Consider the following 25,775-nt stretch of genomic DNA (forward strand, 5'->3'; position numbering starts at 1 on the left):
CTACCGTAAAATGGCACAAATATAGCGTTAATTGGTACTCAATCTATCATGATAGGTTTATGAGAAACGGGCATAATAACCCCATTGTTTAGACTAAAGAAAACAACAAACTGATCAGAGCAAACGCTACTGATTAAAATAATAAACAATGAATATCTTATTTTGTATATTAATATTTGAGGCCTATAGGATTTTATATGAAAAACATGACTAAAATGATGATGGCAGCGACCCTTGCGGTAGGTACGCTTGCGGCTGGTTGCCAAACTGCTCCTATCGTAACGGCACCTGTGACTCAACCAATTACTGCTAATGCACTACAAGCATATGATTGGCAGCTTGTTGATGCCAAGCGCGCAAATGGCGATAAAGTCACTCAGCTATTTTTTGATCCAGCCAAACCGCTTACCCTAAAATTCTTCAAAGACAACGGCAATGATCGTGTTGCGTTTGTCAATACTTGTAATAACATGGGTTCCAATTATAAAGTTGTAAACGGCAATGTTGTACTAGGCAATGTCATATCTACTATGATGGCATGTCCTGAGCCGCAAGCGAGCTTTGATACCGCGACATTGGCAACCGTACAAGGTAAATATAGCATCAGCACCAATGCAAACAATACGCCTATCTTGACCATCAAAAATGACAGTCAAGTCGCACATTTTAAAGCCATTGCTAAATAACTCAGTTTTCGAACCTTAGTTTTTAAACTTAAACTTTCAAATCAGATTTAAAATGCCTCACTAATAAGTGGGGCATTTTTTTGTCCAAAGTTTGACTAAGTTTGCGCTACACTATAGTTGAAATACTTTAAAGTCGCTACAGTGAGTGCTAAGTGCTAAGTGCTAAGTGCTAAGTGCTAAGTGCTAAGTGCTACTGGGATAAATTTTTTGAAGCCTCTGGAGTGCAAGGCGCACAGCAAGCGAGAAAAATTGATACCAGTAGTACAGGACTATTGATGTATCGATTTTACTTTTCATTGACTATAGAGTAATGCTGCTGTTATACCTTAGAGATTTCATTGGATACCACTTTATGTTTAAGACCATTATGTCAAAACCAACCATGAATAACATCACGATAAAAGGGACGACGACAATCGCTGTATTGACGGCTCTCACTGGCTGCCAGACACTGTCTAGTGCTGAAATTAAAAAGCCGACCAGTCCTGTCAGTAATCCGCTGACGGCTCAAATGCCTGTACTAGATCGTCAAGGACATATTGCTTATGTGGAGGAGCAAGGAGTCGGTGCTGCCAAGGTCTCGACGCTCTATCGTATTCGTCCTGATGGCAGCGATCGCCAATTGATAGATCAATTAAATGGTTATATCTATGCGCCAGCGTGGTCAGCGGATGGTCAAATGCTCGCTTATAGCAAACAAGCCACGCGTCAGCATCCGAAGATTTATATTTATGATGTCAAAAGTGGTAGTCATAATTTGGTCGTCAACGCAGAAGGTAGCAATTTATCACCGTCATTCTCGCCCGATGGCAAAAAGCTGCTGTATAGCTCAACTGTCGGCGGCAATGCCGATATCTATGAGATGCAGCTTAGTGATGGCAGTACCAAACAGCTTACCACGCTACCGAGTACTGAAGTGCAGCCAAGCTATGCCAGCGATGGGCAGAGCTTTGTCTATACCAGTGATAAAGTCCGCGCTGGTCGCCCAAGCATTTATCGTTATAGCTTTGCCACGGGCAACGCTGCGCTGATATCGACGGGAGGCTATGCTGCTAGTCCTCAGCTTAGCTTGGATAGTCAACGTTTGGCATATCTTAATGGTCGCAAGGCAGCAGTCATGACACTTGCCACAGGGCAGATTACCAGTCTGGCAGAAACTGGACTGGATGAGCCAGCCCGTCTGTCACCCTCAGGGCAATATGCGATTTATCCAACGCGTACGTCAAAAGTGAACGGACAAAGTGGGGGCAGTTTGGTTATTCATTCTTTGTCTGGTAACACCAGCTATGCCATCAGCAGTCAGGCGGGCGGGGTAGTACGCTCACCAGTGTGGGGACGTTAAACCTTTTATTATGAATAGAGAGTTTGATATATAATTCAAAAACTAAATAAATCTAAGGATAACAACGTATGGCGCACAAAAAAAAGAACGTCCGCAAAAAAGAATGTCCGGTCTGCGAGCGCGAGTTTAGTTGGACTAAAAAGCTTGATAAAAACTGGGATAGTATGGTCTATTGCTCAGATCAGTGTCGAAGGGTTAAGAAGTATGAGGGTTTAGATCATCAAAAAGAAGATAAATAGGCGGCAATAATCAGTTAGAGATATATGGGAAAAGGGAGCAGACAATGGCACATAAAAAAGTAAACTTACCGCAAAAAATCTGCCCCGTCTGCCAGCGACCATTTAGCTGGCGGAAAAAATGGGAAAAAGATTGGGGGCAGGTGATGTATTGTTCTGAGCGGTGTCGGCGTGGGAAGAATAAAGACTAAATTAATAGCATTAATATACTCATCACTTATAATGATCTGTGTTGTTATTACAATGAACTGGTTAATATTTAAGGTAATCACCAAAATGATTTCCATTCCAAAACAAGCTATCCTAAATACCTTTTAAAAGCTTCAATACTATACAAATTAGATCTGAAACTGCTAAAGCATTTATTTCTGTTCTAATTAGTAGTTTTAATAGTATTGCAGGATTTAGTATGTATGATAATTAGCACTTTCGAAATTAAGATTTGATTGAGTATTTTATGATTGATTCAGAGATATTTATAGAACAGGCAGAGTATTTGCAAGTTAGCGACTTTAAGAAGTGGTCAATAAGTCATCAGAATGAAACAGAGACTCTAAGGAAATTGACTCAAGGTGGGGCTAAGCTTATTACTGGGCCTAGAGGATGCGGCAAAACTACGCTAATGTTAAAAGCTTTTCATAAACTAATCTCAGATACGAAAAGTAGTGGATTTCCTGTTTATGTCAATTTCAAATCTTCTCTCAAATTAGAACCGCTTTATCGAAGTAACACGAATGCTGCTTTTTGGTTTAATCAGTGGATTATGCTTAAGGTAATTAGTGGTATATATGATTCTCTAATTGAATTGAATATACAAGAGAATATATTTAAGTTAACAAAGTTCCGGGTTTCAAAAAATATAGAGTTGCTCGAAATGGGTCGTATTGAGTTATTTAATGATGATGAAGATCTAATAACTCTAAATGAAATACATTTACTAGCAGATAAGGTTTGTGAGATAACATTTAAACCTAGGTTTATTTTACTTCTAGATGATGCGGGTCATGCTTTTTCTTCTGACCAACAAAAAGATTTTTTTGAATTTTATAGGCAAATCAAGTCAAAAAGAATATCTCCGAAAGCTGCCGTGTATCCTGGTGTAATTAACTATTCCTCATCATTTCATATCGGACATGATGCTGAAGAAATTGATGTATGGGTGAAACCTAATAGTGAAGGCTATCTTGAGTTTATGCATTCTTTGCTAAAATCGAGATTTGAAGATAAAGTTTTCGAAGTTCTGTTGACCGAAATTAATCTTCTTAATTTAATGTGTTTTGCAGCATATGGTATACCTCGTACACTTTTGAATATGATTTCATCTATATGTTTTGAGGACGATGAAGGGAATGTATCTGTAGAGTTATCAGCAAAAATTATACTTAAAGAAATTAAAAATAGTTTCAACTCTACATATAGTGTTTATGAGTCTCTAAAAGTAAAGTTACCAATGTATTGTAATTTCATAGATACAGGCTCCAGTTTTTATGAACAAGTACTGATAACTATAAAAGAGTTTAATAAAGGTTCGGAAGCCAATCGGCAGAGTTCAATTATTGGAATAAAAAGACCTATCTCAGCTGAACTAGAGAAAGTTATTGGTTTCTTTCAATATGCTGGATTGTTTTCTCCTAACGGGATTAGTAATAGAGGAGAAAAGGGTGTCTATGAACTTTATGAAATAAACTTTGCAGCTATAATTGATAGAAATATTTTCTTCAGTAGTAGAGGAATAAATATCGAAAAATATGTATATGCATTTTCAAATAGGCCAAACCACCATTATCCAAGGCATCTAGGGAATTCATTAGTTCCAGTTGAAAATTTAGACGATGCTTTTTCTCTAGCATTACCTCCATGTGAGGTATGTAAAAGCCCGAGAGTATCTAGTAAAGCTAAGTTTTGTATGGAATGTGGAGCTAAGTTAAAAGATGCATCAGTCTTTGAAGATATTGTTAATCAAGATATTAAATTTTTACCTATCACTAAGAAAAGAGCAGATAGTATTAAAAAGTTTTCTAAAATAAAAAAAATTAAAGATATTCTTATGGATTATGACAACAAAGAATTAAGAAAAGTAAATATGATTGGACCAGCTTGGGCTAAAAAAATCAGAAGTTACGCTGAGGAGTTCATCGCTTAATGTCAAATTGGGAAAATTGTATATGCCAAAATGTAGGCTCGGAGCGCATTGGTAATTTGAATGATTATGTTTCGTTACATGTTGTTAATGAAAAATCACCAATTGATCAATTCTACTTAGAGATACAAAATATTAATAATCTCTTTCCTTTTGAAGTGTGGGGAACTAATTATTGGGTTGGATCGCTTGCTTCGATTGCTATTGTATCTAGCGTAGAAAATTATTTTAGACAAGTTTTTAGTAAAATTTTAAAAATTTGTGTAGATTCACAGAATTTATCCGCTAATAACCAGATTAGTCTAGGATCGGTAATTTGGCATCCTACAAATGAAATTGAAAGAGGAGCTTTTGAGCATTTATCATTAGCTTCTTCTGAATCAATAAAGAAAACAGCGAGTAAATTTATTGGTGTTGATTTGAAAGCTAAAGGTCTTAACACTATACTTACAGAGTTCGATAAGGTGTGTGAGTTAAGGCATGGGATAGTTCATTCTGGTAGGGAAGTAGCTGGAAAGAACGGTATAAAACTTATGCTAAGTTCTACCAATAGTATAACCAAAATAGAAATAGATTTTGCTCAGTTCCAAGAGATAATGTCTGTCTGTAATGCTCTAGTTGTTGCAGCCAATAAAATATTATTTGTGGAAGTTTCTAAGAGGTGGGCAACCAGTTGGAGGCACACTCCTAGTTGGGATGATTCAAAAAAGAATATTATATTCAAAGAAGTATGGAAGACCTTCCACTCGCTACGTGACAAAGAAAATGGAACAATTCCTGAAAATTTAACATTGATAAAGTGTCGTAATCAAATTACAATTGAATTTAATATCTAAAAATAGAAAGCCTTACTTATAGTAAGGCTTTCTAGCCAAGATAGAAGCAAATAGCAGGATCAGCTACAATAACTAATCCCGTTTCAAACAAACCCTACAAATTCGGATTCAACCATTTCTCAGCAGTCTTCATATCCCAACCTTTACGCTCAGCATAGTTCTCTAACTGATCACGACTGATCTTACCTACGTTGAAGTATTCACTCTCAGGATGCGAATAATAGAAGCCGCTGACAGATGATGCAGGCCACATCGCATAGCTTTCAGTCAAGGTCGTGCCAATCGCATCTACTGTACCCAGCCAGTCGAACAGTTTGCCTTTTTCGGTATGTTCAGGACAGGCAGGGTAGCCGGGCGCTGGGCGGATACCGACGTATTTTTCTTTAATCATCTCATCATTGGTGAGTGATTCGGTCGGTTGATAGCCCCAATAGTTTTTACGAATCAGCTCATGCAGATGTTCGGCAAAGGCTTCTGCTAAGCGGTCGGACAAGGCTTGCACCATGATGGCGTTATAGTCATCGCCCGCCGCTTTATACTTCTCAGCCAGCGCTTCTGTTCCAACGATCGAAACGGTAAAGCCGCCAAGATAATCCGTGTGTGTGTCCAACGGAGAGATAAAGTCGGCCAAGCTAAAGTTTGGCTTGCCGCTTGATTTATCGCTTTGTTGACGTAAGTGTTCGAACTGATGAGTCGGCTGACCGTCTTGTTGCGGTGCATCGTCATAGACGGTCACGGTGTCCGCGCCAGTACGACGAGCAGGCATGAGTTTAAACACGCCTTTTGCCACGAGTGACTTTTCCTCAATCATTTTTTGCATCAGCTCATTGGCATTATCAAACAAATCGCGCGCCGCCTCACCGACCACGTCATCTTGCAAGATTTTCGGGTATTTACCGGTCAGTCCCCAAGAGATAAAGAAAGGCGTCCAGTCAATATAAGGCAGCAGGTTGGTGATTGGATAATCATCAAATATCACTTGTCCTAACTTATTAGGGACGGGTGGAACGTAATTTTCCCAATCATACTGAAAGCCAATCTTGACCGACTCGGCATACGTGACCTTGGCTGCTTTTGGTTGACGCTTGGCGAGACGTTCACGTACTTTGACATACTCTGCGCGCGTCTCATCGATGAGCGCTTGGCGATGCTCTTTGGACAGCAGCTTGGTGACCACACCCACTGAGCGCGAGGCATCCGACACATAAATGACGCCATCGTTTTGATATTGCGGCTCGACTTTGACCGCGGTATGCGCTTTTGAGGTCGTTGCACCGCCGATCATCAATGGTAGCGTCATGCCGCGCTCTTGCATTTGCTTGGCGATATAGACCATTTCATCGAGACTGGGGGTAATCAAACCGGACAGACCGATGATATCGACTTTTTCTTTAATAGCTGTATCGAGAATGGTCTCACACGGCACCATGACGCCCAGATCGACGATGTCATAACCGTTACAGCCGAGTACCACGCCGACGATGTTTTTGCCGATATCGTGGACATCGCCTTTGACTGTCGCCATCAGGATTTTACCTTTGACTTCGCCTTCGACTTTTTCCGCCTCGATGTAGGGGTTGAGCCACGCGACGGACTGCTTCATGACGCGCGCAGATTTGACTACTTGAGGTAAGAACATTTTACCGGCACCAAACAAGTCGCCAACGATATTCATACCATCCATGAGCGGACCTTCGATGACCTCGAGTGGTCGCGGATATTTCTCCCACGCTTCTTTAGTATCCGCTTCGATAAAAGTAGTAATCCCTTTTACCAACGCATGAGCAATCCGTTCTTCGACTGTGCCTTCACGCCATGTCATATCGACGGTGCTGTCTTTTTTCTTACCGCCATCTTGATAGTTTTCAGCGATGGTCATCAGGCGTTCGGTGGCCTCTTGCCCAGTTTCGCCTTGATTGCGATTAAGCATCACATCTTCGATGGCATCACGTGCCTCGACAGGAATGTCATCATATAGCTCAAGCATGGCAGGGTTGACGATACCCATGGTTAAGCCGTTTTGAATCGCATGATAAAGGAATACAGAATTGATGGCTTCACGAATCGGGTTACCACGGAAACTGAACGAAACGTTAGAGACACCGCCTGAAACCATCGCATTTGGCAGGTTTTCTGTAATCCATTTGGTCGCGTTAATAAAATCGGCACCGTAGTTATTGTGCTCAGTGATACCAGTAGCAACCGCAAAAATATTCGGATCAAAGATAATATCTTCAGACGGGAAGCCGACTTCATCGACCAAGACATCATAGCTGCGTTTACAAATTTGAGTTTTACGCTCAAAGGTATCCGCCTGCCCATCTTCATCGAATGCCATGACAATCACAGCTGCGCCATAGCGCATACAGAGCTTGGCACGCTCGACGAACTCAGCGTGACCTTCTTTTAACGAGATAGAGTTGACGACACACTTACCTTGGGTGCGTTTAAGACCTTCTTCGATAATATCCCATTTTGATGAGTCCAGCATCAAGGGCACACGGCTAATATCCGGCTCGCCTGATACCAAGTTGACGAAGTGAATCATCGCTTGTTTAGAGTCAAGCATTCCCTCATCCATGTTGATGTCGACGATTTGCGCGCCGCCTTCGACTTGGTCACGGGCAACATCAAGCGCCTCAAGATAAGCTTCGGTTTTGATTAGGCGTAAGAATTTCTTGGAGCCTGTGACATTGGTACGTTCACCGACGTTGACGAATAGACTGTCTTTATTGATGGTAAATGGTTCAAGACCAGATAAGCGGCAGGCAGGCGGAATCTCAGGAATGATGCGCGGTGGGTACTTTGCTACCATATTAGCGATTTGACGGATATGCTCAGGTGTTGTACCACAACAGCCGCCGACGATATTTAAGATGCCAGCTTTGGCAAAGCCTTCAAGCAGGGCCGCCGTTTCTTCGGCTGTTTCGTCATATTCCCCAAACTCATTAGGCAGACCCGCGTTTGGATGCGCTGACACATAAGTATTGGCAATATTGGACAACGTCTGAATATGAGGACGCAGCGCATCCGCCCCAAGCGCACAGTTAAAGCCAACGGATAGCGGTTTGGCATGACGAATCGAGTTATAAAAAGCTTCAGCCGTTTGACCCGATAGCGTCCGACCTGAGGCGTCAGTAATCGTACCCGAAATCATGATCGGTAGCTCAAAGCCAATGTCTTCAAACACGCCAGTCACCGCAAATATCGCTGCTTTGGCATTAAGCGTATCAAAAATAGTCTCAATCAAAATGATATCAACGCCACCTTCCATTAGTGCAAGCGTCGCTTCGCGATAGTTCAACACCAACTCATCAAAGGTAATATTACGAAAGGCGGGGTCATTGACGTCAGGTGATAGCGAGCAAGTACGCGATGTCGGACCAATAACCCCAGCGACAAAGCGTGGTTTTTCTGGATTCCTCGAAGTGTATTCGTCAGCGGCTTCACGTGCGATTTTAGCAGCCGTTTTATTTAGCTCAGGCACGAGATACTGCATATCGTAGTCTGCCATCGACAGCCGCGTACCATTAAAGCTATTGGTCTCGATGATATCAGCGCCAGATTCCAAATGCGCCAAATGAATCTCTTTAATCATATGCGGCTGCGTCAGCACTAATAAATCATTATTGCCGCGGACGTCTTGCGTAATATCAGCAAAGCGCTCACCGCGATAGTCCGCTTCCTCTAACTTATAGTTCTGAATATGCGTGCCCATGGCGCCATCGAGCATCAAAATCCGTGCTGCCATTTGCTCTGTAATGCGTGCTCGCGCCGTTAGCTGCTGATCCTTATAAGGGAACACAGCAGGCGGCGTCAATATAAATTCATTGGAGTTGGCATTTGGGTTACTGGCGTCAGTTAGATTGGTTAAAGAGGTATCAGTTTGAGAACGGGCTGTTGGAGTCATAGGAGCGCTGCTTATAGAGTCAATGTTATAAAAAAGAAGAGGAAAAAGTCGTTATAATTTTTAATAGAGAAGACGTCAAAACCATCACTGCCAGTAGAAAACAGTAAATAAATACAAATGATTTTAGCAGAAAATATATTGCCAATGTCAGGTTATCAAAGTCTAGTGCATAAAGCGTATGAGTATAAATGAATCTCATTTCTTTTTAGGGTTACAAAAAGCTTTACTTATGATTATAAACGTAAAAGTATCGCTTCATAATGCAAATACAGATTACATCTACACCACAAAAAGTAGCGTAAATAACCGATTACGCCACTTAAAGATATGTTAATTTAATTTCAGAAGAATTGATGTTTCATAAGCAGTGCTTATTAGTAAGAGTTGATGATTTTATTTGCAAGTTTGCCTATATATTATTTTTCATGGCTACTCATGCACTATCAAATCAGTAACTATATCGTTAAGCGTTGCTGCTAAGGAAAGCCAATCTCATCTGACATACCAGATAAAAACCAACAGATTATAGATATTTACTCATTAAGGATAATGTTATGAAAATCATCAAAATCGCTGCTATCGGTACTTTAGCTGTTTCAATAGTAGGTCTAAGTGCTTGTAACAATATGATGCCAGCCAAAAGCGCTCCTATGAAAGCGCCCATGCATAGCCAATCAATGGCAAAAATGAATGTAGTACAAATTGCCCAAAGCAATCCTGAATTCTCTGTACTCGTAGAAGCTGTGGTTGCCGCTGATTTAGCGGGCGCGCTCTCTAATCCTAATGCCAACTATACGATTCTTGCACCAACCAATGCTGCTTTTATGCAAGCGTTACAAGAAAATAACATGACCAAAGCACAGCTCTTTGCCAATAAACCATTATTAACGAAGATCTTAAGCTATCACGTGATTAACGCGGCAGCACCTATTTATGCAAAGGATGTTAGACCAGGCAATATAACCATGCTAAGCATGGACACGCTTATGGTGACAGCTCAAGGCAAATTAATGGATGAAAGTGGACGTACGGCAAATCTCTTAAAAACAGATATTACTGCCAGTAATGGTGTGGTACATGTGATTGATAGAGTTCTGATGCCTAGATAGTCTTTTGGCAAGATTTTAAGACCAGCCAGTATATGAGTATAAGATCAATCGTTTAAGAGCTGTTCTACGCAGCTCTTAAATTCGTTATAGTTTCAGATAACGAAACGCCTGTGTTATATACGTGATTGCTACAGTGCTACTACCTAAGAATATATCAATTAAAAATCAATCAGTTAGTATTGTAGATGGTTTTAGATAACATGCTTTTAAAAAATGTCATATTCTAAACAGTGTTCTGCGTTCTAAAAAAACGGTTTATGCAAAAAATATTACTTATCGAATCTGTACTTATCAAATTGTTATTCCCTCAATAGTTATTAATATCAAAGGAACGTCTTATGTTAAAAAAGAACTTACTATCTATCGCCGTTGTGGCGGCAGCAATGTCATTAGCAGCTTGTAACGATAAAGAAGCAGTCACTGAGCCAGTTGAGCCGGACGTTACTACTGAAGAAGTAGTAGTAGATCCAGCTGTTGAGGCCGAACCAATGGCTGAAGTAGATCCAATGGCTGAAACTGACACTGCTGCTACGCAAACAATTGCTGAAATCGCAGCTGGCAACGAAAACCTAACCATCCTAACCGCTGCTCTACAAGCGGCTGGTCTTGACACTATGATGATGGAAGGCGGTACTTATACTGTATTCGCACCTACTGATGATGCGTTTGCTCCTGTATTAGAAAAGTTAGGCGTTACCAAAGAAGAGCTATTGGCTAATACAGAATTGTTAAATAAAGTACTTCCATATCATGTACTACCATCGATCGTTATGGCAGCTGACATTCCTTATGGTACTGACGTTGCTACCGTTAATGGTGCTACTATCAACATCAGCGATGCTAATGTGATTACTGATGCAGCGGGTAACACTGCTAATATCACTGGTACTGATATCATGGCAACGAATGGTGTGGTTCACACTATCGATGCGGTATTGATGCCTGAGTAAGTTGTTTTTATAAACAGTTTATTGATAACACTATAATATTGAAGAAGCCTAGCTATTGCGCCAGGCTTTTTTGTGTTTGGACTACATCCATATTTACCATACTATTTATATAAGTCAGTCGCGTGAAAGCTATGGTACATAGCGTGGAGTACGATGAACACCACAGTGATCGTATAAAGAAAGGCGGCATATCATAGGCAGATACATGAATAAATGTTCTTGCTAAGGCCATCTCTTGTTCTGTCATTTTAACAGTGAGTACACGCCCTAGATGGCTGGAATGCATCGCCTGTGGAGTGGTTCGCATTAACGCAGATTTAAGGGTTAATAACGACTCATGCAAGACATTGACTGAAGGTTTATGAATACAAGCATTCGAAATAAAAAAAGCCCAAGACAATGGTCTCGGGCTTGTTTAATAACTGGCTAGTAAGCAAATACTTTACAGAGGATTAACGATGCTCTTTATTTAAAGGATCTTGTGCCGCTAGTCTTTGTTGCTCTTTTAGATGACGCTCTTCCCAATAAGGCGCGTTTTTGATACCGAATTTTGCAGGATCAAAAGTATAGCGCGTTACACCAGCTTTGAGCTGTGCTTCATAATCTTTCAGCATAGTAAGCGTCGGACGTGCCACAAAGAAGATGACCAAGATACCAACAATATTGAGCCAAGCCATGAGGCCAACACCGATATCACCAATTGCCCAGATGTAACCAGCTGAGTTTAGAGCACCGTAAGCAACCATTGCCATGATTAAGATTTTAACTAAGAACAAACCTGTCTTATTAGCACCGCGACCAAGAAAACGTGTCAAGTAAGCAACGTTTACTTCAGCGATGTAGTAGTAAGCCAAAATGGTGGTAAAGGCAAAGAAGAATACAGCGATGGCGATAAAGACGTTACCAAATGAGCCGTAGACTGATTCCATTGCCATTTGTGTAAAGGCAGGGGCGTTGATTTCAGTAGCAGCGGCGACGTTTTGTACGATGAATTGACCATCTGGTAATGTACCTTGAATGTTGTACATGCCAGTAGACAAGATCATGAATGCAGTCGCAGAACAAACCAGTAGTGTATCAACATATACTGAGAAAGCCTGTACTAGGCCTTGCTGTGATGGATGCTGTACTTCAGCAGCTGCTGCAGCGTGAGGACCCGTTCCCTGACCCGCTTCGTTAGAGTAAATACCACGTTTTACACCCCAACCAATAGCAGCACCAAAGCCTGCTTGGGCGGTAAAGGCATCACCAACGATCATACCAAATACTTGTGGGATCATGCTGATATTAGAGAACATGATGATTAAGGCTAGAACGATATAACCGACTGCCATAAATGGAACGGCATATTCAGTAAAAGTTGCAATACGCTTAATACCACCGAAGATGATGATACCTAGTACGACCAAGATGATGGCTAAGCCGACCAGACGCATAGAGCCGACTTCTAGGCCTGCAACGTTCATGGTAGTACCTTCACCCATAAGTTGCGTGAAAGCACTAAGAACGCCATTTGCCTGTACACCTGGTAAGAACATACCACAAGCAAGGATAGAAGCGATTGCGAAGAGGATGCCGTACCATTTTTGACCAAGTGCGCGCTCAAAATAGTAAGCAGGGCCACCGCGATATTCGCCAGTGATGACGTCTCTTTCTTTATAAATCTGTGCCAGTGTCGACTCAACATAGGCAGTAGATGCGCCTAGGAAAGCAACTACCCACATCCAAAATACAGCACCAGGACCACCGAAACCGATAGCGGCTGCTACCCCTGCGATGTTACCCATACCCACACGCCCAGCTAAGGCTACTGCCAGTGCTTGGAATGAAGAAATACCATCTGCACTGGATTTACCAGTGAATAGCAATTTGATCATTTCACCGAATAAACGCACTTGTACAAAGCGCGTCATGATAGAGTAAAATAGACCTGCGCCCAAGCATAAGTAAATTAATGCGGGGCTCCAAATAATTCCGTTTACTAAATTGACTAAACCTTCCATATATCTATTCCTTCAACTGTCTCAAAATGACTATATATGAGGATGCATAGAGTGAGTTGACGGTTTAATATCCTTATTAAAGCCAACCACTCAAATTATCTGCATGTACTTAAAACAATGATTTAAGCTTCATATGTACATAGTCACTAAGAATGGACTGTAGTTGTCTGTGTTTATCCGCTTGGTTTATTATCAAAGTTTGACTGTATTTGCTCATCTCTTGATAGCACTTATACATGAGTATCAATCGATTGGCGATGGTTGCCATCTTTTTACTTTGGTAATCCGTTATCCTGCCATAAACATAAACGCTGTTATAAATAAACCAGTGGATAAAACAGGCGGTTATAATTTTAAATACTCATCATCGCGATGGTATTCAGCTTACTATGAGCAGTATCGGCTAATTACAATTGCGTAATAGAGTCATAAAGTGATTATTTATCTGTCTATTAATCCTTTTAAATGATAAATAAACGAATCACTAATACTATGAATGAAATAAGTCCACTACCAAATGTATGCAAACCGTACAGCTACGTAACTGCAATTTGCCATATTTTTTCCCCAATTACTAGAAATTTCTTCTTAACGGCAGCTATATATATGTTGTGGCAAGCTTTATGAGGACAGCAAGTACCGTAGAATATGGCATAAGGTCGATTTGTCTCAGTTTGGCTGATTTTTCAATAATTCATAATAAGTCAGTTTATATAGATACATAGTCAACACAGAGCGAGAGATTATGCTACAAGTCGTTGCTTGCGGTTGTGTTTTGGTAACGATGAATTGTAAAAAAAGCGTTATAGCGCCATTATTAGCACAACATATTATAGGCTACGAAATATCAGCTTATATAGTCATAGTATTACAACCAGTATTAAAAAAAGCAGTCAAAAGTCATTTTAAAATCTTGTTATCAGTTGTTTGATATTTATCATTACTAGGAGAATCCACAATGACCTATAAATCCATTGTAAAACCCATCTTGCTATCAGCTGTATTAGCCACGTCTACTGTCGGCTTGACAGGTTGTGGTTATAATAATCTTCAGGCTCAAGATGAGCAAGTGACGGCTTCGTGGTCAGAGGTGGTCAACCAATATCAACGTCGCTCGGATTTAGTGCCAAACTTGGTAAAAGTAGTACAGCAGTATGCCAAGCAAGAGCAGGAAGTCTTTACGCAAGTGGCTGAAGCCCGCTCACGCGCTGGTGGTATTACCGTAACACCAGAAGTACTCAATGATCCTGAAGCGATGGAGCGTTATGCGGCGGCGCAAGAACAAATGACGGGTGCACTATCACGTTTGATGGCAGTGTCTGAGCGTTATCCTGAACTGAAATCTGATGCGCTGTTCCAAGATTTGCAAGCGCAATTAGAAGGGACTGAAAACCGTATTGCCGTTGCTCGTAACCGCTATATCCAAGAAGTACAGGGCTATAATACGACCGTACGTCAATTCCCAACCAATATTACGGCAAAAGTATTTGGGATGAGTGCTAAACCGAATTTTAGCGTCGCGAACGAAAAAGAGATTTCTACTGCACCGAGCGTGGATTTTGACAGTGGCGAGTCAAAGACGGCTCAATAGCAGCGAATCAATGATGATGAATCATGCGTTTATTTCACGCTGATATGCTTCATCTGTTGAACGAATTGTATGGCTGTCTTAGCGTTTCTTACTGGTATGAATAGGTTGCCTCTAATATTAAATATAAGCGTCTCTTAAAGCCTATTTATATCGTTAAGCCGTTAAAAACAGGTAGAGCAGTAAGTATTGGTTAATTAAGTACTTACTTATTTATTGATTGCCGCTCTACCTATTTATTTAGTAAAGATCTGACTTGAGGTGGTAGACAGTTAATGACTCATTTAAAAACACCCCTAGCAGCGTTGTTATTCGCTCTTACTATTAGTAGCACGTCTACATTGTATGCGGCGCCCGATGACAGTACGCTTGCTGCCGATAGCACCACGCAAAATCGCAGTGTGGAAGACTTAGTGGCTATTGCAAAAGCCGCTGAATCCAATGAAGCTATTAATGATGCTGTTTTAGGCAATGAGGCGATTAGCGAAACCATACTCGGTAATGAAGCTATCAATCCTAATGCATCCAATAATGAGGGCGTGGCAGAGGCAAATGCGACCAAACGTCCTCCTGTTAAATCAACTGCTGACAGTGTCGATGCGGACAAACTGATTTTAAACAGTCCTGTCATCGACCAAGCCAACATTCTGAATCCACAAGAGAAGCAGCGCTTAGAAGCACAGTTACGTACAATTTATCGGCAAGGTTTGGCACAAGCAGCAGTGGTGATTGTCCCAACTACCAATGGCCTGCCTATTTTTGATTATGCCTTGCAAGTTGCTGAAAAATGGCAGCTGGGTAGTCAAGACATCGATGATGGCTTGCTTGTGGTTGTCGCTGTCAATGACCGTGATATGTATATATTGACAGGTTATGGACTCGAAGGTGTATTGCCAGATGCGGCGGTCAATCGCATCATTCGAGAGGATATTACCCCATTATTTAAGCAAAATAATTATGGCGCAGGGATATTGGCAGGCGTAACGGCCTTACAAAGTCGTTTATCTGCTGATCCTGAAGTGCTTGCTCGTGCCGATGCGCAGGCAGCTGAACGTACTAGCCAACAAGGCTCAGATGAGCTGCCATTGCCTATTTTCTTATTTGTCATGGCGATGATATTCGGTAGCTTTATCACCAGTATCTTTGGCCGTGTGTTTGGTTCTCTCCTTGCTTCTGGTGGTTTCTTTGCTGGTGCATTGGCACTGGGCGGTGGCTTTTTTATGACATTGATTATGGCCATATTTATCTGGTTGTTTTTGATTTCACGCGGCGGCGGTAAAGGCGGGTCTGGTGGCGGTAAAGGAGGTAGAGGCGGTGGTATGATATTCCTGCCGGGTATGGGCGGCGGTGGTGGTTTTGGTGGTGGCGGTTTTGGTGGTGGCGGTGGCGGTTTTGGTGGCGGCGGCGCTGGCGGTTCTTGGTAAGCATTAGCCCGTTATTTTTCAGTGGCTTCATAGCTGCCTATTAAAGACACTAAATAACCATTAGTAATGACGTACTTGAGGAAATAGTATGATGGCAGAGAATAACGCTTCAAAATCCAGCTTTGCCCGCTGGTGGCGCCAAGTCTTATTTATCCCCGTTTTGCATAGTAAATGGTTAACGCCCGCGGCAAAAGCTCGGTTGACAGAGCAGGTGACACTTGCTGAGCAAGGTCACCGCGGCGAGGTATTTTTGATCATAGAAAATCATTTGCCTATTCAAGAGGCCTATCATAGCGACTGCCGTGACCGTGCGATTGATTTATTTAGTGAATATCGAGTGTGGGACACCGAAGAAAATACTGGTGTGCTGATATACGTCAATGTTTGCGAGCACAAGCTTGAAATCGTCGCTGATCGTGGTATCAGTGCCCATGTCAGCCCAACAGTTTGGCGCGCAATGTGTGACAAAGCGGTAGTCGGTATTGCCAATCAGAAGACAGAAGAAAGCTTGACTGAATTGCTAGATGAGGTTGGTCAAGTGCTGCGCCAGTATTATCATCTGGAGCAAAACCCATCAGGTAATGAGCTGTCTGATACGGTGGTTTTTTTAAAATAAACCCTTACGGTCATCAGCATGAAAGATTACACTAAACACTTATAGCTATCTTTAATAAATAACCGATATACAACGCCAATACTGGAATATTATGATTGATCTAATAAAAAGACTGCCAAAAGCAGAACTGCATTTACATATTGAAGGCTCGCTCGAGCCTGAGCTGATGTTTAGATTGGCAAAAAAGAACCAGATAGAGATTCCTTATAAGGATATAGAAGATGTGCGTAATGCTTATAATTTTACCAATCTGCAGACGTTTTTAGACATCTATTATGCTGGTGCCAATGTCTTGATTACGCAGGATGACTTCTACGATTTGACATGGGAATATATTCTCAAATGCGTTGAGGATAATGTCATTCATACAGAGATATTTTTTGATCCGCAAACGCATACCGCAAGAGGTGTCGCGTTTGAGACAGTAATAACAGGCATCAAACGTGCACTGACTGATGCTAAGGCGCAATATGGTATTACCTCTTGTATTATTATGTGCTTTTTACGGCATTTATCACAAGAAGAAGCATTTGAGACATTAGAGCAAGCATTGCCATTTAAAGACGATATTATCGGTGTCGGTTTAGATTCTTCAGAATTAGGCAATCCGCCATCGAAGTTTATACAGGTATTTAAAAAGGCAAAAGAGGAAGGCTTTAAGTTGGTTGCCCATGCTGGCGAAGAAGCGGATTTCTCTTACATTTATGAAGCGTTGGATTTGTTGGATATCAGTAGAATTGACCATGGCGTGCAATCTATCAAAAGCGCTGAGCTGATGCAGCGTCTAAAAGAGGAGCAGATGCCACTGACCGTGTGCCCGAATTCTAATATCGAGTTGAGAGTATTTGATAACTATAAAGAACATAATATTAAAGAGCTGCTAGATTATGGTCTAAATATCACTGTTAACTCAGATGACCCTGCTTATTTTAAAGGTTATATTAACCAAAACTTCATCAATATCAGTGAGAATTTGCCATTAACAGAAGACGATATTATCACCTTGGTAAAAAACTCTTTTCGATCGTCATTTATCAGTGATGAGCTAAAGCAGCAGTATTTAGATAAAGTCGATCAAGCGGTAGGCTAACGGTTTACTTGTTATAGTATGCCCATTGTTTTTACCAACTCTGGCAGGATGGCACCAGCTTTTGCTGCCAGCGTAATATCGACTAGCGTATTTGGTGTCGGATAAGGGTTTATCTCGATAATTTTGGCACCGTTGTATTTTGCTGACTGTGCCAGTCCGGCAGCAGGATAAACAAGGCTGGAAGTGCCGATACTGATAAACACATCGCAATTTGCGGCAGCTTCCTCTGCTATATGCCACTCATGTACTGGTAACGACTCTCCAAACCACACAATATCCGGTCTGATATAACCATCACAATGCTGGCAAGTAATCAGCGCTTCATCAAAGTCGATACTATATTCACTGTCATAAGTGCTTTTTGATTGAGTGGTATAAGATGTCTTACATCGGCTACATTTATTAGCCCACAGATTGCCATGTAAGTGGGTGACGGTGCTGCCCGCTTGCTCATGCAAGTCATCAACGTTTTGAGTAATGAGGGTGAGTTGCTGATTGGTCGATTGACTATGATATTGCCACTGCGCCAGTGCTATATGGGCAGGATTTGGTTTTTTACTAGCCACCAGCTGTCTGCGCCATTGATACCATGACCAAACCAGCTTTGGGTCACGAGAAAAGGCATCTGGTGTTGCTAAGTCCTCAGCGCTATAATTTTCCCACAAGCCAGTTTGCTTATCACGAAAAGTCGGTATACCGCTTTCTGCTGAAATCCCTGCACCTGTTAAGAGACAAATGCGCTGCTTTGTTTTTAATAGTTCGGCGGCGCGCTCCACTTCTGCTATTAACGCCAATGGTAATTCTGCTAACATAAGCTAACCCTTGCTAATAATGGATATCCTTTCTTATGATAGACGGAATTTGGTGGCTTGTCATATTGATCGCAGTTATCAGTGGATTATGGTTTTTTGCAAAATCACGTGTGCCACATAACTTACATGATACAAAGTCAAAAGATAAGAAAAAACCGATAAATGATGCCTTACAAAAGACGGCGGAGATGATTAAGCAGTATTTTCCTGATTATCGAGTGACACGAAAGGGCAGTCATTTGCTCATCACTCGACAAAATATAAAAATCGCGATGATTACGATCGACCCTAAGCTTGCTGCCAGTCAACGCCGTTTAGGTGATATACCTGTTATTAATTATCAGCGTGTGCCTAGCCGTGCGCAATTAGAAGCCAATTTGCAAGAGGCAGAATAGGTCTGTACAAATATCTAGCTAGGAAAAATAATACTCCGTCATAAGTCAGCATAAAATGGAGTTAACAACAATATATACAACATTTTATAGGTATTAACAGACCAGCTTATTAATGATAAAAACTTTAAGGTTTTGTTTTAAATGGTTTTACAGATTTGAGTTAGTGCTGAGAAATGGCGAAATACGATGATTGGTGCGCTCGGCGGGAGTCAACCATAAAGATATAAGTCTCTGTTATCAGTGCTTTAACAGTTGTTGTAAATTAATTTAACAACAGATTTAACAACATTTCGTTATCGCTAATGATCAGAATTTATTTTTTGAGTGACTACTCGGACTTTGCTGATTTCACTTTGAATCATGCAAACCTATCTAAGAGAAATGCAACTTACAAATGGTTGAACTTAAGCGCTTAGAAGCACCTATATATTTAAAAGCTCTCTTAAATGGCTAATAGAAGTTTTCCCTCTTGTTCAGATAGAAAGCCTTCATCTATCAAGGACTCTATATCTCGATAAAAGGTTCTTTCCGTGCGATTACTATATAAAGCTTTAATTTGCGGATTACGCAATAATGCAGCAGAGGTGTAATTATCACTAAGCCCCATCATAACCATAATAGTATTAAACTGTCTTTCAGAAATCACTTTGTTAAACTTCGCATTATTTAAACTACCTTGATACAGCAAAAAACCAATCAGTTGATTACATTGGTCATGTAAGTCATTAATCGTTTGCAGCATGCCAGCCATCACAAAATCAATAAACAATTGATTTGGCGCATCTTTTTTATCCTTAGCTTGTTTACGGCAATGGTTGAATAACGCAAAGTATTCATGAATCTTTTTTTGATAATACTGCCATATAGCTGACGATGACAGCCTATATCCTGATTGCTCATATATTAACATTTCAACCAATCGACCAGTTCTACCGTTGCCGTCCCAAAAGGGGTGAATAAGCTCAAAATAGTAATGAGCCAAACTAGCTCGGACAATCACATGCTGGTTAATAATAGCAGGGCTATTTAGCCATTCAATCCATGCCTGTAATAGATACTCAATATCTTTAAGGCACTTGGGTGGCTGATAGCGTCCTCCATGCTCTGCATTACCGACATAGGTCTTTTGCCATTTTTCATTATCTCTAAATTGTCCAACTGGGTTATGCCCCTCATCTAAACCTTGCGACACCAAAATATGCAGTTGCGTAATATCTGCTAATAAAAATGGTTTGCCTTGTGTAGGTTCGAATTGTGGATTACGGTGTTTGTTTACCCATAGCAAAGCATCTTTTAGATTAAACAACCGTTTTTCGGCGGTTTTCTGAATATCTTTTGGGGCGGTATGTAAGATTTGCCCTGTTTCTTCTTCGCTGAACTCCCCACCTTCAATGGTATTGGTGCTGTAAACACTACTGACCAAAACCTTGTCTTGAATCTGGTCTATAATTTGCGGCACTGTTGGCGTTTTATTGAAACGTAATTGGGCATCATCAATACGGTTCAAAAGCGCTTCATTAGGTGAGCAGCCCAACGTAAACGTGAATGCCCCAGACCGATAGGTCATGACTCTAAGTGTGTGATCATCAATCCACTCTTTAGACTGTTCTGCCATAATAAGTAACCCTAATCTGTCAAAGAAAATGTCAAGATAATTGTCAGTTGAAATCATTATACGATAAGGGTTGTAGAAAAATATACATTGAAAATGTCAAAGAAAATGTCAGGATTTTTGACCAGTCAAGATGAAAAGCGCTTAAATGGGTGCAAAACAGGCGCAAATAGTGTGCGTTTTTACTGCGTTTCTTTTGCATTGTGCCCAGTGGGGCTTATCATGCTTGCCAGCCTATAGCGCGTTTGAGGCTGCTCTTTTTGCGATTATTCGCATAAAACACCACCGTATTAGCTCGCACTTACTCGAAAAAATAGATAAGCTCAAACTTGAGCTTATCTCAAGCCAGCCTCTTAAGCATATTACTGTGATTTTTTGATACTAAAATCAACTGGCACTTTGTTTGCATGGGGTTGTTTTGCTAAACGCTCTTGGTGCGTCATGCTTATACCTTAACAGTGGTATTAATGCGCGTTGACTGTTTTTATCAATTATTCCTATTGCTGCTTCCTAAGATAGGCTTTGCTTCCACTTAAACCATTTACTGGTATAGGTTTGTGAAAAATTAAAAATATCAGAAAACCTTTTTTTTATTCCTATATTCCACGATCACCCCCATTGGGGGAGGCTGTCTGATAGGTACATGGGGTTAAATTGCGACTGATTGCACACGTTTGATAATGGCGCTTAAAGTTAAGCGTTTATCGTGCAAATAACGCACATTGTGATTGTGATTACTTAAATCTAGCCAGTTTATGCATGCGTTTATGATGCGTTTCACTGCATCGTGCCTAGTGGGTCTTACTGTACTTGCCAGCCTATAGCGCGTCTGTAGTACGATTATCCGCACCAAAAACCACAGTGTCAGCTCGCACTAATTCGCACTTACTCGAAAAACTAGATAAACCCAAACTTGGTTTTATCTCAAGCCAGCCTCTTAAGCGTATTACTGTTTCCTAAGATGGTTTTTGCTTCCTCAAATAGTCTTTGCTTCCGCTTAAACCCTTTACTGGCATGTAGTCAAGCTGATTGAGTAAAAGTATAAAAACCCTTTTTTGCTTCCTCGATTTCTTGCTTCCTGACTTCTTGCTTCCAAAAAGCATCATCTATTCTTAACAAGAATTCTTTTATTCAATATAGCCTTTAATTCCGCTTTCATACTAGCCTTTATAGACCCTACTATCATACAATGAGTTTTATAAGCCGTCATCAGTCGATGTACGCCGTCGCAGTACGTGCTATTCAATTTTTAAGCCTGTCATATGATCCCAAGTATCTATCCTTGCTCAACAAACAATAAGATAATCCCATGACCAAAAACTTCTCTCAAACAGCGGCTTTCATCTGGTCTGTCGCTGATTTATTACGCGGTGACTTTAAGCAATCTCAATACGGCCGCATCATTCTGCCTTTTACTCTATTGCGCCGCCTAGAGTGCGTATTAGAAGAGACCAAGGCAGATGTAGTTGCCGAAAGTCAGCGTATCGCTAGCATGGGATTACCTGAAGAAGCGCAAGAGAAGTTCATTATTCGTGCTAGCAAGAGACCTTTCTATAATATCTCGCCCATGGATCTTAGCAAGATGGGTCAAAGCGATATTAAAGATAACCTCAATACCTACGTGCAATCCTTCTCAAAAGACGCGCGTGAGATATTTGAGCATTTTAAGTTTGAAGAGTTCGTCGGTCAGTTAGCCGATGCCAACCTGCTTTATAAAGTGGTGCAGATGTTCGCCAATACCGATCTGAGTCCTGAGACTATCTCTAACCATGAAATGGGCTTTGTCTTTGAGGAGCTTATCCGCCGCTTTGCTGAAAGCTCGAACGAGACCGCAGGGGAGCATTTCACCCCGCGCGATATCGTGCGCCTGACTACTTCATTGGTATTTATGGAAGATGATGATGCCCTGACCAAAGACGGCATTATTCGCACCATCTATGACCCTACAGCGGGGACAGGCGGTTTTCTATCCTCTGGTATGGAATACGTGTTAGAGCTTAACCCTGACGCGGTGATGCGTACTTATGGTCAAGAGCTAAACCCTGAATCTTATGCCATCTGTAAAGCCGATATGCTGATCAAAGGGCAAGAGGTGAATAACATTAAGCTTGGTAATACTTTGTCTAGTGATCAGCTGGTCGCTGAGAAGTTTGACTACATGCTATCGAACCCGCCGTTTGGGGTGGACTGGAAAAAGATATCCGGTGAGATAAACGATGAGCATACGCAAAAGGGCTTTGACGGTCGCTTTGGGGCTGGCTTGCCGCGCGTGTCTGACGGTTCGCTATTATTCCTGATGCATCTGATTAGCAAGATGCGTCCGATTACTGCTACTGAGCAAGAAGCTAGTAATGGTCAAAACAGCAATCAAGGCAGCCGTATCGGTATTATCTTAAATGGCTCGCCGTTATTCACGGGTGGCGCAGGGAGCGGCGAGAGTGAGATTCGCCGCTATATCTTAGAGGCCGATTTGCTAGAGGCCATCATCGCCTTACCAAACGATATGTTCTATAACACGGGCATTGCGACCTACATCTGGATATTAAGCAATAAGAAAACCTCTGAGCGTCGCGGCAAAGTGCAATTGATTGACGGTAGTAACCTATACAGTAAGATGCGTAAATCACTTGGCTCTAAGCGTAATGAGATGAATGATGACGACATCAAGACCATTACTCGTAGCTTTGGTAACTTTGAAGTGGTTGATGCCCGCGTATTAAATAAGCCAGAAGAGGTGAAGTCTAACCGTGGCCGTCAGTCTGCCAATCCTAAGGCTGAACCTGCCAAAACCTTTGCCAGTAAGATATTCGCCACTCATGAGTTTGGCTATCGCCGTATCACTATTGAGCGGCCGCTACGTTTGTCTGCCCAATTATCTGATGAAGCTATCGACAGCTTGCGTTATGCAGCTAAGCCGTTTGATATGGTCATGCCAGCGCTATATGACGCTTTTGGTGTTGAATGGACGACTGACAGCTACGGTGATTTATTAGCGGTGACCTTAGAGGCGCGCGCGATGATCAAGGCCGACTTTAGCGAGCTTAAAGAGAGCCAAGTTAAAGACGTGCTCGATGCTAAAATATGGCAGGCGCAGCTTGTGCTGATGAATAAAGCGAAAGCCTTGCAAGCAGCTATCGGCGCGCGCCAATTCGATGACTTCAATGAGTTTGAAAAAGTGTTCAAACAAGCGTTAAAAGATGCTGAGGTAGATTTGGACGCTAAAGAGAAAAAGCAGCTGATGGATGCCATCACATGGAAAAATCCTGAGGCAGAACCTGTCATCAAAAAAGCGATCAAGGTTGCCAATCCCCTCTATGGTGCGTTTAGCTATATCGATCCCGCCAGCAAGACCAAGATTGTCGAGTTCCAAACTGATAGCGATCTACGTGATTATGAAAACGTGCCGCTCAATCCTGAGGTCACGACCACTGAGCTGGTTGAAAGTTATTTCGCCCGTGAAGTACAGCCGCATGTGCCTGATGCGTGGATCAATAGTGACAAGACTGATGCCATCGATGAAGAGATTGGCATCGTGGGCTTTGAGATACCGTTTAACCGTCACTTCTATGTCTATGAGCCACCGCGTCCGCTATCTGAGATTGATGCAGACTTGGATGCTGTCAGTAGCGAGATTATGCAGTTGTTGGGTGAGGTGCATTCATAATGGCGAAGTATCAACAATATGAAGAATATAGAAATTCTGGCGTTGAGTGGTTGGAGGAAATTCCTAGTCATTGGGAACTCAGTAAGCTTAGATATATGTTTTCGTTTGGTCGAGGTTTAACTATAACCAAAGCAGACCTCTTAGATACTGGCGTACCTTGTGTAAGCTATGGGGAAGTGCATTCAAAATATGGTTTTGAGGTTGATCCAAAAAAACACTATTTAAAGTGTGTTGATGAAGGATATTTGCAGTCAACTCCTTATGCCTTGCTTACTAAAGGTGATTTGGTGTTTGCTGATACTTCTGAGGACATAGAAGGTTCAGGGAATTTTACCCAGTTAATTACTGATGATTTAGTTTTTGCTGGTTATCACACCGTTATTGCTCGCCCTTTTGATCGTCAATGTAGTCGCTTTTATGCCTACTTGATGGACTCTAAGGAAATAAGAACCCAAATTAGACACATGGTAAAAGGCGTTAAAGTTTTTAGTATTACCCAATCTATTTTGAAAGGGATTGAAATTTGGTTGCCATCTTTAGATGAAAGAGAAACAATCGCCAATTTCCTCGACCACGAAACCGCCCAAATCGATACCTTAATCGAAAAGCAGCAAACCCTGATTCAACTATTAAAAGAAAAGCGACAAGCCGTGATCAGTCATGCCGTCACTAAAGGCTTAAACCCTGATGCGCCGATGAAAGATTCGGGCGTTGAGTGGTTGGGGGAAGTGCCTGAGCATTGGGGGGTAATACAGGCAAAATATATTGCAGATATTACACGAGGTGCTATTTTACGCCCTGTCGATGCTCCTGAATATTTTGATGAAAATGGTGAATGGGCATATTTAAATATTTCAGATGCTACAAAATGTGATAAATATTTGTATGAGTCAAAATTAAGGTTATCCCCTCTAGGGAGCAAGAAGAGTGCGAGAGTTTATCCTAACAACCTAATTATTACTGCCTCAGCAACTATTGGTAAGGCTTTTATTAATAAAGTCAAAGTGTGCATACATGATGGTTTTATTCCATTTTGCAATATAAAAGTTGATATTAACTACTTATATCATTACGTTTCAAATCCATATCTTTATGCAGCAATGGGTAAATCAAATACTCAGAAAAATATTTATCTTGATGAAGTAAAAAATATGGTGGTCACAGTGCCGCCAAGAGTAGAGCAAGAAAGTATTGTTGAGCATATCGAGAAAAATCAGAATAAATACTCGAAATTAATATGTGAAGCAGAAAAAGCCATACAACTTATGCAAGAACGCCGCACCGCCTTAATATCTGCCGCTGTTACGGGCAAGATTGATGTGCGCTGCTGGCAAGCACCTGAGTAGATCTTATTCACCTTAT

The 25,775-nt window shown here is 41.4% G+C and carries 19 protein-coding genes; 15 read left to right on the forward strand and 4 right to left on the reverse strand.

Going from position 1 to position 25,775, the window contains the following annotated elements:
- Positions 1 to 197: 197 nt before the first annotated feature.
- The 6 genes from AC0J5Y_RS02330 (at position 198) to AC0J5Y_RS02355 (ending at position 5,240) form a co-directional block, all read left to right on the forward strand.
- The gene (locus AC0J5Y_RS02330; RefSeq protein ID WP_475131360.1) at positions 198 to 686 is read left to right on the forward strand and encodes an META domain-containing protein; all 489 of its coding nucleotides are present in this window, start codon (positions 198 to 200) and stop codon (positions 684 to 686) included.
- A 352-nt stretch (positions 687 to 1,038) separates the two neighbouring features.
- Entirely contained in the window at positions 1,039 to 2,028 is a 990-nt protein-coding gene (locus AC0J5Y_RS02335) for a Xaa-Pro aminopeptidase (RefSeq protein WP_475131361.1), read from the forward strand.
- 68 nt (positions 2,029 to 2,096) lie between these two features.
- On the forward strand, positions 2,097 to 2,267 hold the full coding sequence (locus tag AC0J5Y_RS02340; protein WP_475131362.1) for a DUF2256 domain-containing protein: 171 nt from the start codon (positions 2,097 to 2,099) through the stop codon (positions 2,265 to 2,267).
- Positions 2,268 to 2,311: 44 nt separating this feature from the next.
- Positions 2,312 to 2,455 (forward strand): DUF2256 domain-containing protein, encoded by a 144-nt coding sequence (locus tag AC0J5Y_RS02345; RefSeq protein WP_475131363.1) that lies wholly within the window; start codon positions 2,312 to 2,314, stop codon positions 2,453 to 2,455.
- A 266-nt stretch (positions 2,456 to 2,721) separates the two neighbouring features.
- Entirely contained in the window at positions 2,722 to 4,407 is a 1,686-nt protein-coding gene (locus AC0J5Y_RS02350) for a hypothetical protein (RefSeq protein WP_475131364.1), read from the forward strand.
- Positions 4,407 to 5,240: a hypothetical protein gene (locus AC0J5Y_RS02355; RefSeq protein ID WP_475131365.1), complete on the forward strand. Its 834-nt coding sequence runs from the start codon at positions 4,407 to 4,409 to the stop codon at positions 5,238 to 5,240. The genes AC0J5Y_RS02350 and AC0J5Y_RS02355 overlap by 1 nt, the downstream gene beginning before the upstream one ends.
- A 94-nt stretch (positions 5,241 to 5,334) precedes the next feature.
- Here the strand turns inward: AC0J5Y_RS02355 and metH are convergent, their stop codons facing one another.
- Positions 5,335 to 9,150, reverse strand: a complete 3,816-nt coding sequence (gene metH, locus AC0J5Y_RS02360; protein WP_475131366.1) for a methionine synthase — start codon at positions 9,148 to 9,150, stop codon at positions 5,335 to 5,337.
- 554 nt (positions 9,151 to 9,704) lie between these two features.
- Here metH and AC0J5Y_RS02365 point away from each other — a divergent pair.
- A complete protein-coding gene (locus AC0J5Y_RS02365; protein WP_475131367.1) occupies positions 9,705 to 10,259 on the forward strand; it encodes a fasciclin domain-containing protein in 555 nt (184 codons plus the stop codon).
- 338 nt (positions 10,260 to 10,597) lie between these two features.
- Complete coding sequence (locus AC0J5Y_RS02370) at positions 10,598 to 11,209, forward strand: fasciclin domain-containing protein (RefSeq protein ID WP_475131368.1); 612 nt, start codon at positions 10,598 to 10,600, stop codon at positions 11,207 to 11,209.
- A 452-nt stretch (positions 11,210 to 11,661) separates the two neighbouring features.
- On the opposite strand, the gene AC0J5Y_RS02375 is transcribed toward AC0J5Y_RS02370, so the two are convergent.
- Positions 11,662 to 13,212, reverse strand: a complete 1,551-nt coding sequence (locus tag AC0J5Y_RS02375; protein ID WP_475131369.1) for an alanine/glycine:cation symporter family protein — start codon at positions 13,210 to 13,212, stop codon at positions 11,662 to 11,664.
- A 958-nt stretch (positions 13,213 to 14,170) separates the two neighbouring features.
- Here AC0J5Y_RS02375 and AC0J5Y_RS02380 point away from each other — a divergent pair.
- From AC0J5Y_RS02380 to AC0J5Y_RS02395, 4 genes are all read left to right on the forward strand, one after another.
- Positions 14,171 to 14,803 (forward strand): LemA family protein, encoded by a 633-nt coding sequence (locus tag AC0J5Y_RS02380; protein ID WP_475131370.1) that lies wholly within the window; start codon positions 14,171 to 14,173, stop codon positions 14,801 to 14,803.
- A gap of 272 nt (positions 14,804 to 15,075) precedes the next feature.
- On the forward strand, positions 15,076 to 16,224 hold the full coding sequence (locus AC0J5Y_RS02385) for a TPM domain-containing protein (protein ID WP_475131371.1): 1,149 nt from the start codon (positions 15,076 to 15,078) through the stop codon (positions 16,222 to 16,224).
- A 91-nt stretch (positions 16,225 to 16,315) separates the two neighbouring features.
- Positions 16,316 to 16,840 (forward strand): TPM domain-containing protein, encoded by a 525-nt coding sequence (locus tag AC0J5Y_RS02390; RefSeq protein WP_475132058.1) that lies wholly within the window; start codon positions 16,316 to 16,318, stop codon positions 16,838 to 16,840.
- Between the two features lie 91 nt (positions 16,841 to 16,931).
- The gene (locus AC0J5Y_RS02395) at positions 16,932 to 17,930 is read left to right on the forward strand and encodes an adenosine deaminase (protein WP_475131372.1); all 999 of its coding nucleotides are present in this window, start codon (positions 16,932 to 16,934) and stop codon (positions 17,928 to 17,930) included.
- Between the two features lie 11 nt (positions 17,931 to 17,941).
- On the opposite strand, the gene AC0J5Y_RS02400 is transcribed toward AC0J5Y_RS02395, so the two are convergent.
- Complete coding sequence (locus AC0J5Y_RS02400) at positions 17,942 to 18,742, reverse strand: SIR2 family NAD-dependent protein deacylase (RefSeq protein ID WP_475131373.1); 801 nt, start codon at positions 18,740 to 18,742, stop codon at positions 17,942 to 17,944.
- A 35-nt stretch (positions 18,743 to 18,777) separates the two neighbouring features.
- Between AC0J5Y_RS02400 and AC0J5Y_RS02405 the strand changes: the two genes are divergently transcribed.
- Positions 18,778 to 19,137, forward strand: coding sequence for a hypothetical protein (locus AC0J5Y_RS02405; protein WP_475131374.1), 360 nt, complete (start codon positions 18,778 to 18,780; stop codon positions 19,135 to 19,137).
- Between the two features lie 442 nt (positions 19,138 to 19,579).
- On the opposite strand, the gene AC0J5Y_RS02410 is transcribed toward AC0J5Y_RS02405, so the two are convergent.
- Entirely contained in the window at positions 19,580 to 20,752 is a 1,173-nt protein-coding gene (locus AC0J5Y_RS02410; RefSeq protein ID WP_475131375.1) for a Fic family protein, read from the reverse strand.
- 1,306 nt (positions 20,753 to 22,058) lie between these two features.
- On the opposite strand from AC0J5Y_RS02410, the gene AC0J5Y_RS02415 reads away from it, so the two are divergent.
- Together AC0J5Y_RS02415 and AC0J5Y_RS02420 are read left to right on the forward strand one after the other, a co-directional pair.
- Positions 22,059 to 24,413 (forward strand): type I restriction-modification system subunit M, encoded by a 2,355-nt coding sequence (locus tag AC0J5Y_RS02415; protein ID WP_475131376.1) that lies wholly within the window; start codon positions 22,059 to 22,061, stop codon positions 24,411 to 24,413.
- Positions 24,413 to 25,759 (forward strand): restriction endonuclease subunit S, encoded by a 1,347-nt coding sequence (locus AC0J5Y_RS02420; protein WP_475131377.1) that lies wholly within the window; start codon positions 24,413 to 24,415, stop codon positions 25,757 to 25,759. The genes AC0J5Y_RS02415 and AC0J5Y_RS02420 overlap by 1 nt, the downstream gene beginning before the upstream one ends.
- Positions 25,760 to 25,775: the final 16 nt, after the last annotated feature.

The sequence above is a fragment of the Psychrobacter sp. TS_SC_6 genome (assembly GCF_056156305.1).